Raw genomic sequence first — 13221 nt, forward strand, 5'->3', positions numbered from 1 at the left:
CTCAGCGCCCGTGGCTGCGGTCATATCCGTTGCGCGCGGGCGCCTGCCACCCCTCCAGAGCGCCTTCGCGCGGCGCCAGGATCTCGACCTGCAGCGGATGGCAGGCGGCGCTGTCCGAGCTGTGCTCGGACGAGCAATCGCCACCCGGGCAGGCGCTGAGCGCGCCCAGCAAATCAATTTCGGCAAAGAAGGTCAGTTGGTCGCCGGGGCGCACCGGGCTGGCCTTCATGAAATACTGCCCGGTGTCGCGGGTGAAGCCGGTGCACATGAACACGTTCAGCACGTCATGCACGTGTGGCTCGGCCTCGGCCAAGCTCATGCCAGTGGCGTCGGCCAGCGCCCGGATCAGGTTCGAATGACAGCAGTGATGGTACTGGGAGCCCGAGAGCAGGTTGCCGGTATAGGGATCGCAGCGCGTGCCGATCACGTCGTGCACCGAGCCGCCATATTGGTCGATCCCGTACCAGCCGAGCGTATCTTCGACGATGGTGGCCATCGGGCGCAGGTGCGGAAAGGCCGACCACATGCGCTCGCCGGTGGTCAGGTGCGTGCCGTGCAGCGCGCGGGTCTTGCCGGAATAGAAGCGCTCGGACAGGTCGTCGGCGTTCCACAGGTTGAGATCCCCGACCTGAGGGCCCTCGACGCTGGTGATGCGGAAGAATTGCCCGGCCTCGACGCGAAAGCTGCAGGCGTCGCGGGGCGCGGCGAGGACCGTCTCGATCACCTCGGCCCCCTCCAGCGCCTGCGCGTAGAGCGCCATGTCCGGCACCGGCAGCGTCTCGTTGGGATAGCAGATCACCGGCGCGGCGGCGCGGCGGGCTTCGGCATCGGCGGGGGCTTGGGTCATTTCGGGCGCTCCTCGATCAGTCTTCCCCGAAATGGCTAGTGAGCGACTGCAACGAAATCAATGGCCGCCCTCAGAGCCCGAGATGGCGCTCGCCGATCTCTGGCGTGAGCTCGGCCATGGTGCCCGACCAGACGCTGCGGCCGCGTTCGAGGATCACCGCGCGGTCACAGGCCCAGCGCAACTCCTTCAGCGACTTGTCGATCACCAGCAGCGCCATGCCGGTCTCGGCCTTGAGCGCTGCCACCGCCTGCCAGATCTCCTGCCGCACGGTGGGGGCGAGCCCTTCGGTCGCCTCGTCGAGGATCAACAGGCGCGGGTTGGTCATAAGGGCCCGGCCAATCGCCAGCATCTGCTGCTCGCCACCAGAGAGCGAGGCGGCGCGCTGGCCCCGGCGCTCGGCCAGGCGCGGGAACAGCGCCTCGACGCGGGCGGCATCCCAATGGCCCGGGCGCGCCGCGGCGATCAGGTTCTCGGTGACGCTCAGATCGCGGAAGCAGCGCCGCCCCTCGGGCACCAGCCCGATGCCCAGCCGCGCGGCGCGGTGGCTCGGCAGGCGCGACAGGTCGTGCCCGTCGAAGACCAGCGTTCCGTGGGCCGGCAGCATCCGGCAGATGCAATGCACCGTGGTGGTCTTGCCCATGCCGTTGCGGCCCATCATCGCCACCGCCTCGCCCTCGGCAATCTCGAGATCAACGCCAAAGAGCGCCTGGCTGTCCCCGTAGGAGGCGGTGAGGCGGTGCAGCGACAGCAGGCTCATGCCTCGTCCCCCAGGTAGGCGTCGCGCACCAGCGGGTCGCGGCGGATCTCGGCCACGCTGCCGGTGGCGATGACCTTGCCATAGACAAGAACGCTGATCCGGTCGGCTAGTGCGAACACCGCGTCCATGTCATGCTCGACCAGCAGGATCGGGGCCTGGGCCCGCAGCCCGTCGAGGAAGCCGGTGAGCCGCTTCGAGCCCTCCTGCCCCAGCCCAGCCATCGGCTCGTCCATGACGAAGGCTTTCGGCTCCAGCGTCAGGGCGACGGCCACCTCCAGCTGGCGGCGCTGGCCGTGGCTCAGCTCGGCGGTGCGCAGCTCGGAGAGATCGGCGATGCCCACCGCCTCGAGCGCCGCTTCGGCCCGGTCACGTAGGGCAGCATCGCGCGAGGCGCGCGAGAAGAACCGCCACGGCCGCCCCGAGGCCCCCAGCGCCCCCAAGAGCACGTTCTGCAGCACCGTGTCCTCCATCGCCAGCGCCGAGGTCTGGAAGGTCCGCGCCAGCCCGCGGGCGGCCAGCGCCTGCGTGCTCTCTTGCGTCACGTCGCGGCCAAGGAACTCGACCCGGCCCGCATCCGGCGCGAGCGAGCCGCAGATCTGCGCGATCAGGGTGGACTTGCCGGCTCCGTTCGGGCCGATCACCGCGTGGATCTCTCCGGCGCGCAGGTCGAGCGAGATGGCGTCGCTGGCCTGCAGGGCGCCGAAGGCTTTGCTGAGGCCGTGAGTCGCGAGAACCGGATCAGCCATCGCGCCGCCTCCCGGCGATCATGCCGACCACACCGCCCTTGCCGAACAGCACCACCATCAGCAGCACCAGCCCGAGGAAGATCTGCCAGTACTCGCTGACCCCGCCCAGCAGATGCTCGAGCAGCACGTAGATCCCCGCCCCCGCCACTGGGCCGAAGAGCCGTGCCACGCCGCCGATGATCACAAAGACCATGATCTCGCCCGACATCTGCCAGCTCAGCATGGTGGGCGAAACGAACCGATTGAGATCGGCAAAGAGTGCGCCTGCCAGCCCGGTGATGGCGCCCGAGATCACCAGCGCCACCAGCTGCAGCCGCCGCGGGTCGAGCCCCACGGCGCGCACCCGCTCGGGCACCTGCCGCGACGCGTCGAGCGCCAGCCCGAAGGGCGAACGCATCAGCCGCGCGTTGAAGGCAAGCACGAGGCAGAGCAGCACGAGGCACAGGCCGTAGAACTGGATCGGAACAAGCGTGTTGAGGCCGGGAAAGCCGTTGCGCACATAGATCGACAGCCCGTCCTCGCCGCCATAGGCCGGCCAGGAGATGGCGAAGAAATACATCATCTGACCGAAGGCCAGCGTGATCATGATGAAATAGACGCCCGAGGTGCGCAGGCTCAGTAGGCCGATGAGCAGCGCAGCAGAGGAAGAGGCCACGATCGCCACCAGCCAGATCACCGGCATCGACTTCGTGCCCTCGATAACGAAAGGCCACTCGATCAGCGGGGTGTAGCTCTGCGCGTGGCTGGCGAGGATGCCCATGGCATAGCCGCCGATGCCGAAGAACACCGCGTGGCCAAGGCTCACAAGCCCGCCCAGCCCCAGCGCGATATTGAGCCCGACGGCGGCCAGCGCGAAGATCACCGCGCGGGTGGCGAGCGTGATGGTGAACGGCTCGTCGGCGTAGAGTGCCCATCCCGGGATCACGATCAGCGCCAAGAGCAGCGCGCCGTTCAGCAGGCGTTCCCGGCTCATGTGCGCGCCCCAAAAAGGCCCGTGGGGCGCCAGATCAGCACGCCCGCCATCAGCACGTAGATCGCCATCGAGGCAAAAGCCGAGCCGGTGGCGGCGGCGCTGGCGGGATCGGTGAAAAGCTTGAAGAGCTCTGGCAGCAACACCCCGCCCAGCGTGTCAGTAAGTCCCACCAGAAGCGCCCCGATCAGCGCGCCCTTGATCGAACCGATGCCGCCGATCACGATCACCACGAAGGCAAGGATCAGCACCGGCTCTCCCATGCCGACCTGCACCGACTGGATCGCCCCCACCAGCGCCCCCGCCAGCCCCGCCAGCGCGGCGCCGATGGCGAAGACCAGCGTGTAGAGCTTCGAGATATCGACGCCGAGCGCCGCGATCATCTCGCGGTCGTTCTCGCCGGCGCGAATGCGGATGCCGAGCCGGGTGCGGGCGTTGAGCCACCACAGCCCCAGCGCCACCGCGATGCCCACGGCGATCAGCGCCAGCCGGTAGACCGGGTAGACGATGCCGCCGGGCAGCGTGACGGTGCCGGAAAGACCTGCGGGCATGTTGAGATAGAGCGGGAAGGAGCCGAAGAGCCAGCGCGTCCCCTCCGACAGGATCAGGATCAGCGCGAAGGTGGCCAGCACCTGATCGAGATGGTCGCGGGCATAAAGCCTGCGGATCACCACAAGCTCGATCAGCGCGCCCGCGGCCGCAGCCGCGGCCAGCGCCGCCACCAGCGCCAGCGCGAACGAACCGGTGGCGCCCGCGACGGCCGCCGCCGCGAAGGCGCCGATCATGTAGAGCGAGCCATGGGCGAGGTTGATCAGCCCCATGACGCCGAAGATCAGCGTCAGACCGGCAGCCATGAGAAACAGCATGACGCCGGATTGCAGGCCGTTCAGGACCTGTTCAGCAAGCAGGATCGGGGACATCTGGGGCCTTCGTCGTGTCGGGGGCCTGACGATCAGGCCCCCGCAGGATCAGTTCATCGAGCACTCGTCGACATAGGCCGAAGAGCGGTCCTCGATCGCGGTGGCGACGATCTTGTTGGTGTAGACCTCGCCCTCCTTGATGACCTCGCGGATGTAGATGTCCTGGATCGGGTGCTGGTTCGTATCGAAGCTGAACTCACCGCGCACACTGTCGAACTCCGCCGCCTTCAGCGCCGCGCGGAACGCCTCGGCGTCGGACGGCTCGGCGACGTCGAGCGCCGAGAGCAGCAGGTTGGCGGTGTCGTAGCCATAGGCGGCATAGAGCGACGGCAGGCGGTCGTACTTTTCCTCGAAGCCCGACACGAAGGCGGCGTTGGCCGCGTTGTCGAGATCCTTGGACCAGTTGGACCCGTTCTTCACGCCCATCGCCGCCTCGCCCACGGCCTGCAGGATGGCCTGATCGAAGGAGAAGGCCGGGCCCATCACCGGCAGCTCGACGCCACTGTCGGCATATTGCTTGAGGAACGAAATCCCCATGCCGCCGGGCAGGAAGAAGAAGATGCTGTCTGCGCCCGAGGCACGGATCTGCGCGATCTCGGCAGCGTAGTCGGTCTGGCCGAGCTTGGTATAGACCTCTCCCGCCAGCTCACCGCCGTAGAAGCGCTTGAAGCCGTTCAGGCTGTCCTGCCCCGCCGGGTAGTTCGGCGCCATGATGAAGGGGTTGGTATAGCCCTCGGACTTGGCGTAGGCGCCCGCGGCCTCGTGCAGGTTGTCGTTCTGGTAGGAGACCGAGAAATAGTTCGGGTTGCAGCCGCGCCCCGCCAGCTGCGCCGGGGCCGCGTTGGTCGAGAGGTAGAACTTGCCCTGCGCCGTCGCAGCCGGCACCACCGCCATGGCGAGGTTCGACCAGACGATGCCGGTCAGGATGTCGACCTTCTCGGACTGGATCATCTTGTCGGCCAGCTGCACCGCCACGTCGGGCTTGCGCTGATCATCCTCAATGATCACCTCGACGTCGTCGCGGCCGGCGGCCTCCATCGCCAGCATGAAGCCGTCGCGCGTGTCGATGCCGAGGCTCGCGCCGCCGCCCGAAAGCGTGGTGATCATGCCGATCTTGACTTCGGCCTGCGCGCTGGCGGCCATCGCAACGAGGCTCGCCGCCGCGAGAAGCGTTTTCATGGACATTCCGGAACTCCCTGTTCTCTTCCCTTATCCCCTGCCGGGTCTTGCGCCCGGCGTTGCGGGCAAGGGTTAACGGAAAAACCGGGGATGTCCATGCGCCAGCGCCCGGCACCGTTCAAGGGGCACCAGATTGCACGATCAATCGGTTCACAGGGAAAGACTCGGGGACTGGTCAGGCTGCGCGGGCGCTCTCGCGCCTCTCAGCCACGATCCCGGAAGCAGAGCTTCGGCACCTCGCCGGGGGTGCCCTCGGTCGCGGCACCGCAATGGATGCAGCGCCACTGGCTGGTGTCGCCCTGCCGGTACTCGCGCCACCGGCATTGCCGACGGTCGCGGTTCTTCATGTTGAAGACCAGCAGAATGACAAACGCGATAACGAGGCCGACAGCGAAAATCACCGCGGGCCTCGTTCGGGGAGTTCAGAAACCATGAGGGAAACCTAGCTCTGCCTTCCCGGCAGGCCAGCCCTCAGGCGGCCTGGTAGTAGGCGCAGGTGCCGGGCTCTTCATCGGCGACGCGGTCGGCGTCATGCACCAGAACCGGCTCGGGCTGGTAATAGGCATAGGCCTGCTCGAGGATGGCGAGGGCCTCGGCGGCGTCGATCTGTTGTTGGGTCTGGTCTTGCATCGGGTTGGCCTTTCGGTGTCGTGTCCGTCTTTCCTCCCCTTACAAGCCCTAGATAGACCTTGCTGCAGCGCAGCACACCCCCGATTGCTGCAAGTGCGAAATGCGCTGGATGCATGTTTCCCCTAGGTCCGCACGATGATGGCGCAGCCAACCATCCTTCCGGTTGCATCGCGTCCCGAATCCGGACAGGGAGCGCCGAATTGTTGTAGCGTGGCGGACAGAGCCGCCGCGCCCTCCCCCCAGACCGAGCCAAGGAAAGGACGAGCCCGATGCGCGTTTCGATCGACGTACAGATGCACTACAGCTTCACCGAGCCCAACACCGTGGCGCTGGTGCTCGAGGCGGCGCGGACCGAGGGCCAGACGGTCCTGAGCGAGAGCATGGATCTCGGCGATGCCGAGCTGCATCGCATCGAGGGCGATTGCGGTGTCGGCCAGCGCATCTGGGCGCGCATTCCAGGGCAGGAGATGCGCCTGAGCTACCGCTCCGAGGTCGAGATCACTCGCCCCGCGCTCGCGCTCGACGGGTTGGAGGCGCTGCCGCTGCATCTGATCCCGTCCGAGCCTGCCCCCTATATCCGGCCCTCGCGCTACTGCCAGTCGGACAAGTTCGTGGCCTTCGTCAACAAGCGCTTCGGGCATCTCGCAGGCGGTCGAAAGGTGGCGGCGATCCGCGACTGGATCGAGGCCGAGCTCTCCTACGTGCCCGGAAGCTCGGATTCCGACACCAACGTGCTCGAGACTTTCGCCGGGCGCGAGGGGGTGTGCCGCGACTACGTGCACCTGTTCTGCGCCATGGTGCGGGCGGCGCAGATCCCGGCCCGCGCGGCTGCCGCCTATGGCCCGGACGTGACGCCGCAGGACTTTCACGCCGTGGGACAGGTCTGGCTCGAGGATGGCTGGCATCTCGTCGACCCCACCGGCATGTGCCAAGCCGACAGTCTCGCGCTGATCGCCGTGGGCCGCGATGCCTATGACATCGCCTTCATGGAAAGCCAGGCGCCCGCAACACTGCTCTCGCAGAGCGTCTCGGTCGTCCGCGCCTGAGCCCCTGGTAACGGAAAACGCCGCTCCCCGAGGGGAACGGCGTTACTGTCTCGCGTTCGACCTGCGATCAGACGTGCCGGTTCAGCAGCATCTTCTTGATCTCGGCGATGGACTTCGCCGGGTTCAGGCCCTTCGGGCAGGTCTTGGTGCAGTTCATGATCGTGTGGCAACGATAGAGCTTGAACGGGTCTTCGAGCTGATCGAGACGCTCGCCGGTGGCTTCGTCGCGGCTGTCGATGATCCAGCGGTAGGCGTGCAGCAGCGCCGCCGGTCCGAGGTAGCGGTCCGAGTTCCACCAGTAGCTCGGGCAGGAGGTCGAGCACGAGGCGCACATCACGCACTCATACAGACCGTCGAGCTTCTTGCGGTCCTCGATGGATTGCTTCCACTCCTTCTCGGGACGGTTGGTCTTGGTCTCGAGCCACGGCATGATCGAGGCATGCTGGGCGTAGAAGTGGGTTAGGTCCGGGATCAGGTCCTTGACCACGGGCATGTGCGGCAGCGGGTAGACCTTCACGTCGCCGCTGATCTCGTCGAGACCGTAGATGCAGGCCAGCGTATTGATGCCGTCGATGTTCATCGCGCACGACCCGCAGATGCCTTCGCGGCAGGAGCGGCGGAAGGTCAGCGTCGGGTCGACCTCGTTCTTGATCTTGATGAGCGCGTCCAGAACCATCGGGCCGCACTTGTCCATATCGAGGTAGTAGGTGTCGACGCGGGGGTTCTCACCGGTGTCGGGATCCCAGCGGTAGATCTTGAACGCGCGCACGTTGGTCGCGCCATCCGGTTTCGGCCAGGTCTTGCCGGTGCGGATGCGGGAATTCTTCGGAAGCGTGAACTGAACCATGGCGAGCCTCTGCTTTCCTTTCGGTGAGTCTATGGGTTGGCAAGGTCCGGCCCGGACGACTTACCGGACCATACAAAATTTCGGGTCGGCGCGAAACGCGCCGTCGGTAACATGCTGTTGTGCGCAACGATGCTCATCGTCACGCCCCTGCCCCGGACAGAACCGCCGCGAGGCCCGTGGTGCTCAGGCAGGTGATGGTCTCGGGCTTCTGCACAACGTCGGCGACGATCTGGATCGAGCTTTCGGTGGGACCGCCGATGGTGTCGGCGGCAAGCGCATAGATCTGCGTCGCACTGGCGTTGTCGATGACGCAGTCGAGCACCGGCTCGACCGGGGCGCCGGGGAAGCGGTCCACCACGATCTTGGTCACCGTCGAACGCGCCGCACCGCGCGCGATCGCATCCTGGCTCTGGGTCGAGCAGGCGGCGAGCAACAGGGTGAGGAGAAGGATCTTGCGCAAGTCGGGTCTCCTAGAACAGCACGCGGTCGATGAGGTTGTCGCTCATGCACTCGCGGGTGCCCTGGGCAAAGAGGATGTCGGTGACGATGTCGTCGTTCAGTTCGGTCTGGCCGAGGGCCGAGTTCTCCGCCAGCGCCTGAAGCTGTCCTTGGCTGGCATAGTCCAGCGTGCAGGCGACTGCGGTGTCGGTCGGCACACCCGGCGCCTTTCTGGCGAGGATCGGCGCCACGGCCGAGCCCGCAACGTCCAGCATCAGGTCGTCGCCCGGCGGCGAGACCACGCTGCACCCGGCCGCCGCCCCCAGAATGAGGACAGCGAGCCCGGCGCGAATCGAAAGACCCGTCCGCGCCGAAGCGGCCTTGCCGCTGCTCCGGACGATACCGACACGCGCCACCACGTCGGTGGCGCGTTCCGGTCTCGAAGCGGAGCCCGTGGTGCACATCAGAACGTGCGGGCCTTCGGTGCGATCTTGGCGAGGCTGATGCCGCCCTTCTCTTCCTCGGTCAGCGGGTCCACGATCACCGGACGGTGCGTCAGGGTCACCTTGGTGTCGTCGACACGGCTGATCGTGTGGATGCGCCAGTTCTCGTCGTCACGCTCGGGGTAGTCCTCGTGGGCATGCGCCCCGCGGCTTTCCTTGCGCGCCTCGGCGCCCACGATGGTGGCGAGCGCGTTGGGCATCAGGTTGGTCAGCTCGAGCGTCTCCATGAGATCCGAGTTCCACACCAGCGAGCGGTCCGAGACCTTGATGTCGCCCATCTTGCCAGCGATCGCGGTCATCTTCTCGACACCCTCCTTGAGGGTCTTGTCGGTGCGGAACACCGCGGCGTCTTCCTGCATGGTGCGCTGCATCTCGAGGCGCAGCTCGGCGGTCGGCGTGCCGCCCTCGGCGTAGCGCAGCCCGTCGAACCGGTCGAAGGCCTTGTCCACCGACGGCTGGTTGAGCGCGTGGATCGGCGCGGCGCGGTCGACCACCTCGCCGGCGCGGATCGCGGCAGCGCGGCCGAAGACCACGAGGTCGATCAGCGAGTTGGAGCCGAGACGGTTGGCGCCATGCACCGAGGCACAGCCCGCTTCGCCCACGGCCATCAGGCCCGGCACCACGGCGTTGGGATCCTCGGAGGTCGGGTTCAGCACCTCGCCCCAGTAGTTCGTGGGGATGCCGCCCATGTTGTAGTGCACCGTCGGCAGAACCGGGATCGGCTCTTTGGTGACGTCGACACCGGCGAAGATCTTCGCGGACTCGGAGATGCCCGGCAGGCGCTCGGCCAGCGCTTCGGCCGGCAGGTGCGACAGGTTCAGGTGGATGTGATCCCCATGCTCGCCCACACCGCGGCCTTCGCGGATCTCCATGGTCATCGAGCGCGAGACGTAGTCCCGCGGCGCGAGGTCCTTGTAGGTGGGGGCATAGCGCTCCATGAAGCGCTCGCCTTCCGAGTTGGTCAGGTAGCCGCCTTCGCCGCGGGCACCCTCGGTGATGAGGCAGCCCGAGCCGTAGATGCCGGTCGGGTGGAACTGCACGAACTCCATGTCCTGCAGCGCGAGGCCCGCACGGGCCACCATGCCGCCGCCATCGCCGGTGCAGGTGTGTGCCGAGGTGGCCGAGAAGTAGGCCCGGCCATAGCCGCCGGTGGCCAGCACGACCATCTTGGCGTTGAACACGTGGAAGGTGCCGTCGTCGAGCTTCCAGCAGACCACGCCCTGGCAAACGCCGTCGTCGCTCATGATGAGGTCGATGGCGAAATACTCGATGTAGAACTCGGCGTTGTTCTTCAGCGACTGGCCGTAGAGCGTGTGCAGGATGGCGTGGCCGGTGCGGTCGGCGGCGGCGCAGGTGCGCTGCACCGGCGGGCCTTCACCGAACTCGGTGGTGTGGCCGCCGAACGGGCGCTGGTAGATCTTGCCTTCCTCGGTGCGCGAGAACGGCACGCCGTAATGCTCGAGCTCGTAGACCGCGGCAGGGGCAGAACGCGCGAGGTATTCCATCGCGTCGGTATCGCCGAGCCAGTCCGAGCCCTTGACGGTGTCGTACATGTGCCACTGCCAGTTGTCGGGGCCCATGTTGGACAGCGACGCGGCGATGCCGCCCTGTGCGGCGACGGTGTGCGAGCGGGTCGGGAACACCTTGGTCACGCAGGCGGTGCGCAGACCCTGTTCCGCCATGCCGAGCGTGGCGCGCAGGCCGGCGCCGCCGGCCCCGACGACCACGACGTCATAGTTATGCGTCTCGTATTCGTATGCAGCCATTTTTCTGGTCTTCCTGTCTCAGAGCGCGATCTTGACGAGCGCGAAGATCCCGCAGGCGATCATCAGGTAGGCGAAGCCGGCAAAGGCCATGATCAGCAGCTTGCGGGTGGTGCCGCCGGTGTAATCCTCGATCATCGTGCGGGCGCCCTTCTGGAAGTGGACCATGCCCACGATCAGCACCAGCGCGGTGAGGATGGCCGGGAACGGGCGCGACATGGTGTCGAGCGCGGCGTCGTAGCCGGAGCCCAGCGCGCGGCCGAAGACGATCAGCCATGTGGGCAGCATGAAGGCCAGCGCCACGGAGCTGACGATCATGAACCAGTGATGCTCGGCACCGGCGTGGGCCGAGCCCTTGCCTACGGCGCGCTTGCGGTCGGTCAGGTAACGCATCGGTCGTGCCTCCCTCAGATCCAGTAGATGATGACGGTGAGGACGGTCAGGACGACCGATCCATAAACGCAGGCCCAGCCGAGCTTTTCGGCGGTCTCGAGCTCGAGACCCTTGCCGGCGTCGAAGATCAGGTGACGCAGGCCACCGAGGTAGTGATACCAGACCGCCCAGAGCGATCCGAACATCACGAGATTGCCGACCCACGAGGTAATCCACCATTCGGCGGTCTCGAAGGCTTCCGGCCCTGCGGCGAGCGCGAGCAGCCACCAGATCACGAGCAGCGTCGCCACCATCAGGGCGTTCCCGGTGATCCGGATCATCACCGAGGTCACCGCGGTGAGCTGCAAGCGATAATACTGTACGAACATGAAGGGGGAGAGCGGGCGCTCGATCCGTTTAGCTTCGGCCATGGCTAGTCCTTTCGGTTCCCTTGTGAGGGCGTTCTAACGGTTTTTTCGCACCTCTGTCACCAGAGTGCACGTGCAGCAGGCGCGTTTTTTGATCGCTTTGATGAAAAATCCACGTGATCTGTGATCACACCTGAAAAAGTGTGATCACATATTGCGCGCTAACATCAGAAAAGCGGATGCAGGCGCAGCATCTTGATTCTGTCGGCAATGAAAGACCGGCGCGCAGGATGTTACTCGGGGAAGCCAAGCCGCTTGAGCGCAAGCGCACCCTGGCTGCGGCGCGCCGGGTCATTCGAGTGCAGATCGCGGTGAATGCGCGACACCAGCCCGCTCAGCTTGCGGTCCGCGGTCAGACGGCGAATGACGTTGGGCATGTCGCTGGGCGGCATATCAAGCACGTCCCTGGTGCCGTGCGGCAAGGGTGAAGCAGCCATGGTCTATCCTCCTGGCGTTATCCGAATCTCCTCCCCGCAAGGCGAGTTTAGCGGAGAGGAAACAATCAGGGTAACAAAAGGTTGACCGTTGGCTGCGACTTATTGCGGCATCAGGGCCCAGTAATCGAGGTCGAGCAGCACCTCGGGCTTGTACTTGCCATCCTCGCCGCGCAGCTCGAACGGCGCGCCGCCCTTGGTGGCCACCAGCCGCAGCCGGATCGCGCCGACGCCCGGCGCCGCCGTGTCGGCCTTATCGAGGACCTCGGACCATGCTTTCACGGTATCGCCCGAGAAGCACGGGTTGGCATGTGCCCCGCCATTCAGCCCCACGATCATCTGCGCGTTGGCCAGCCCGTTGAAGCTCAGTGCACGCGCCATCGAGATCACGTGCCCGCCATAGATCAGACGCTGTCCGTCAGGGCGGAAGGTGGCGTCGAAATGCACCTTGGCGGTGTTCTGCCAAAGGCGCGTCGCCATCATGTGCTCGGCCTCCTCGATGGTGACACCATCGACATGATCGATGGTCTCGCCGACCTCGTAGTCACCCCAGCGATGCGGCTCGCCCGACAATGTGAAATCGTAGCCCTCGAAGCTCAGCCCCTCGGGGATCACCAGATCCTCGGGCGCCAGCACCGTCTTCAGGTCCGGCAGCACCGTCTCGGGCGCCGGCGCGTCGAGGTCGTTCTTGCGCACCATCACCCAGCGGCAATACTCCATCACGGTCTCGCCGCGCTGGTTGGTGCCGGTGGTGCGCACATAGACCACCCCGGTCTTGCCGTTGGAGTTCTGCTTGAGCCCGATCACCTCCGAGGACGAGCGCAGCGTGTCGCCGGCATAGACCGGCTTCAGCCAGCGCCCCTCGGCATAGCCGAGATTGGCCACCGCGTTCAGGGACACGTCCGGCACGGTCTTGCCGAAGACCACGTGAAACGCCGCCAGATCGTCGATCGGCGACGCCGGCAGCCCGCAGGCCTGCGCGAAGGCGTCGGAGGAATAGAGCGCGTGCCGGGCCGGGTAGAGCGCATGGTAGAGCGCCCGCTCGCCGCCCGAGACGGTGCGTGGCACCGCGTGCTCGATCACCTGACCGATGCTATAATCCTCGAAGAACCGTCCCGGATTGGTCTTGGCCATCAATGCTCTCCCAGCTTGGTGTCGGGGGTGTAGGTGCCCTCGACCTCCTTCGTCACCGCCTGACCGCAGCGCATCACGCCGTTGGCCGCGTCGAAGGCATAGGTCGGCTCGCCATAGAGCTCCCAGCCCTTGTTGAGCGCCGCGGTGACCTTGTGGCAGAAGGCCGAAGTGTCGTCCTCGGAGAGGAAGCGGTAGAGTTTCATATGT

At 66.2% G+C, this 13221-nt stretch carries 18 protein-coding genes; 1 reads left to right on the forward strand and 17 read right to left on the reverse strand.

Translation table 11 applies throughout. The features are described from left to right. Position 1: 1 nt before the first annotated feature. From JF542_RS12400 to JF542_RS12435, 8 genes are all read right to left on the reverse strand, one after another. Positions 2–847, reverse strand: a complete 846-nt coding sequence (locus JF542_RS12400) for an urea carboxylase-associated family protein (RefSeq protein WP_207076067.1) — start codon at positions 845–847, stop codon at positions 2–4. Positions 848–917: 70 nt separating this feature from the next. Then, a complete protein-coding gene (locus tag JF542_RS12405; RefSeq protein WP_007793396.1) occupies positions 918–1604 on the reverse strand; it encodes an ABC transporter ATP-binding protein in 687 nt (228 codons plus the stop codon). Then, entirely contained in the window at positions 1601–2350 is a 750-nt protein-coding gene (locus JF542_RS12410; RefSeq protein ID WP_207076068.1) for an ABC transporter ATP-binding protein, read from the reverse strand. Before JF542_RS12410 ends, JF542_RS12405 begins: the two co-directional genes overlap by 4 nt. Beyond that, the gene (locus tag JF542_RS12415; RefSeq protein ID WP_207076069.1) at positions 2343–3323 is read right to left on the reverse strand and encodes a branched-chain amino acid ABC transporter permease; all 981 of its coding nucleotides are present in this window, start codon (positions 3321–3323) and stop codon (positions 2343–2345) included. Before JF542_RS12415 ends, JF542_RS12410 begins: the two co-directional genes overlap by 8 nt. Beyond that, positions 3320–4240, reverse strand: coding sequence for a branched-chain amino acid ABC transporter permease (locus JF542_RS12420; protein ID WP_207076070.1), 921 nt, complete (start codon positions 4238–4240; stop codon positions 3320–3322). Before JF542_RS12420 ends, JF542_RS12415 begins: the two co-directional genes overlap by 4 nt. Positions 4241–4288: 48 nt before the next feature. Next, the gene (locus JF542_RS12425; RefSeq protein ID WP_207076071.1) at positions 4289–5425 is read right to left on the reverse strand and encodes an ABC transporter substrate-binding protein; all 1137 of its coding nucleotides are present in this window, start codon (positions 5423–5425) and stop codon (positions 4289–4291) included. 197 nt (positions 5426–5622) lie between these two features. Beyond that, on the reverse strand, positions 5623–5820 hold the full coding sequence (locus JF542_RS12430) for a hypothetical protein (protein WP_007793410.1): 198 nt from the start codon (positions 5818–5820) through the stop codon (positions 5623–5625). Between the two features lie 70 nt (positions 5821–5890). Beyond that, complete coding sequence (locus JF542_RS12435) at positions 5891–6049, reverse strand: hypothetical protein (RefSeq protein ID WP_007793412.1); 159 nt, start codon at positions 6047–6049, stop codon at positions 5891–5893. Between the two features lie 269 nt (positions 6050–6318). On the opposite strand from JF542_RS12435, the gene JF542_RS12440 reads away from it, so the two are divergent. Continuing rightward, positions 6319–7095, forward strand: a complete 777-nt coding sequence (locus JF542_RS12440; RefSeq protein ID WP_207076072.1) for a transglutaminase-like domain-containing protein — start codon at positions 6319–6321, stop codon at positions 7093–7095. A 67-nt stretch (positions 7096–7162) separates the two neighbouring features. On the opposite strand, the gene JF542_RS12445 is transcribed toward JF542_RS12440, so the two are convergent. The 9 genes from JF542_RS12445 to JF542_RS12485 all read right to left on the reverse strand — a co-directional run bounded on the left by JF542_RS12445 (position 7163) and on the right by JF542_RS12485 (position 13217). Further along, complete coding sequence (locus tag JF542_RS12445; RefSeq protein WP_007793417.1) at positions 7163–7942, reverse strand: succinate dehydrogenase iron-sulfur subunit; 780 nt, start codon at positions 7940–7942, stop codon at positions 7163–7165. Positions 7943–8081: 139 nt separating this feature from the next. After that, the gene (locus JF542_RS12450; protein WP_007793422.1) at positions 8082–8402 is read right to left on the reverse strand and encodes a hypothetical protein; all 321 of its coding nucleotides are present in this window, start codon (positions 8400–8402) and stop codon (positions 8082–8084) included. A 10-nt stretch (positions 8403–8412) separates the two neighbouring features. After that, positions 8413–8655 carry a hypothetical protein gene (locus JF542_RS12455; protein ID WP_242533734.1) on the reverse strand — a complete coding sequence of 81 codons (243 nt, stop codon included), beginning with the start codon at positions 8653–8655 and terminating at the stop codon, positions 8413–8415. A gap of 188 nt (positions 8656–8843) precedes the next feature. Continuing rightward, the gene (sdhA, locus tag JF542_RS12460; protein WP_207076073.1) at positions 8844–10649 is read right to left on the reverse strand and encodes a succinate dehydrogenase flavoprotein subunit; all 1806 of its coding nucleotides are present in this window, start codon (positions 10647–10649) and stop codon (positions 8844–8846) included. An 18-nt stretch (positions 10650–10667) separates the two neighbouring features. After that, positions 10668–11039 (reverse strand): succinate dehydrogenase, hydrophobic membrane anchor protein, encoded by a 372-nt coding sequence (locus tag JF542_RS12465; protein ID WP_007793430.1) that lies wholly within the window; start codon positions 11037–11039, stop codon positions 10668–10670. Between the two features lie 14 nt (positions 11040–11053). Further along, positions 11054–11449 (reverse strand): succinate dehydrogenase, cytochrome b556 subunit, encoded by a 396-nt coding sequence (gene sdhC / locus JF542_RS12470; protein ID WP_007793433.1) that lies wholly within the window; start codon positions 11447–11449, stop codon positions 11054–11056. Positions 11450–11679: 230 nt separating this feature from the next. Then, positions 11680–11883 carry a hypothetical protein gene (locus JF542_RS12475; RefSeq protein WP_144266889.1) on the reverse strand — a complete coding sequence of 68 codons (204 nt, stop codon included), beginning with the start codon at positions 11881–11883 and terminating at the stop codon, positions 11680–11682. Between the two features lie 99 nt (positions 11884–11982). After that, the gene (locus JF542_RS12480) at positions 11983–13014 is read right to left on the reverse strand and encodes a MaoC family dehydratase (RefSeq protein ID WP_207076074.1); all 1032 of its coding nucleotides are present in this window, start codon (positions 13012–13014) and stop codon (positions 11983–11985) included. Then, entirely contained in the window at positions 13014–13217 is a 204-nt protein-coding gene (locus tag JF542_RS12485) for a DUF1737 domain-containing protein (protein WP_207076075.1), read from the reverse strand. Before JF542_RS12485 ends, JF542_RS12480 begins: the two co-directional genes overlap by 1 nt. Between the last annotated feature and the right edge of the window lie 4 nt (positions 13218–13221).

The organism is Salipiger bermudensis (genome assembly GCF_017309175.1).
Taxonomy (GTDB): Bacteria; Pseudomonadota; Alphaproteobacteria; order Rhodobacterales; family Rhodobacteraceae; genus Salipiger; species Salipiger bermudensis.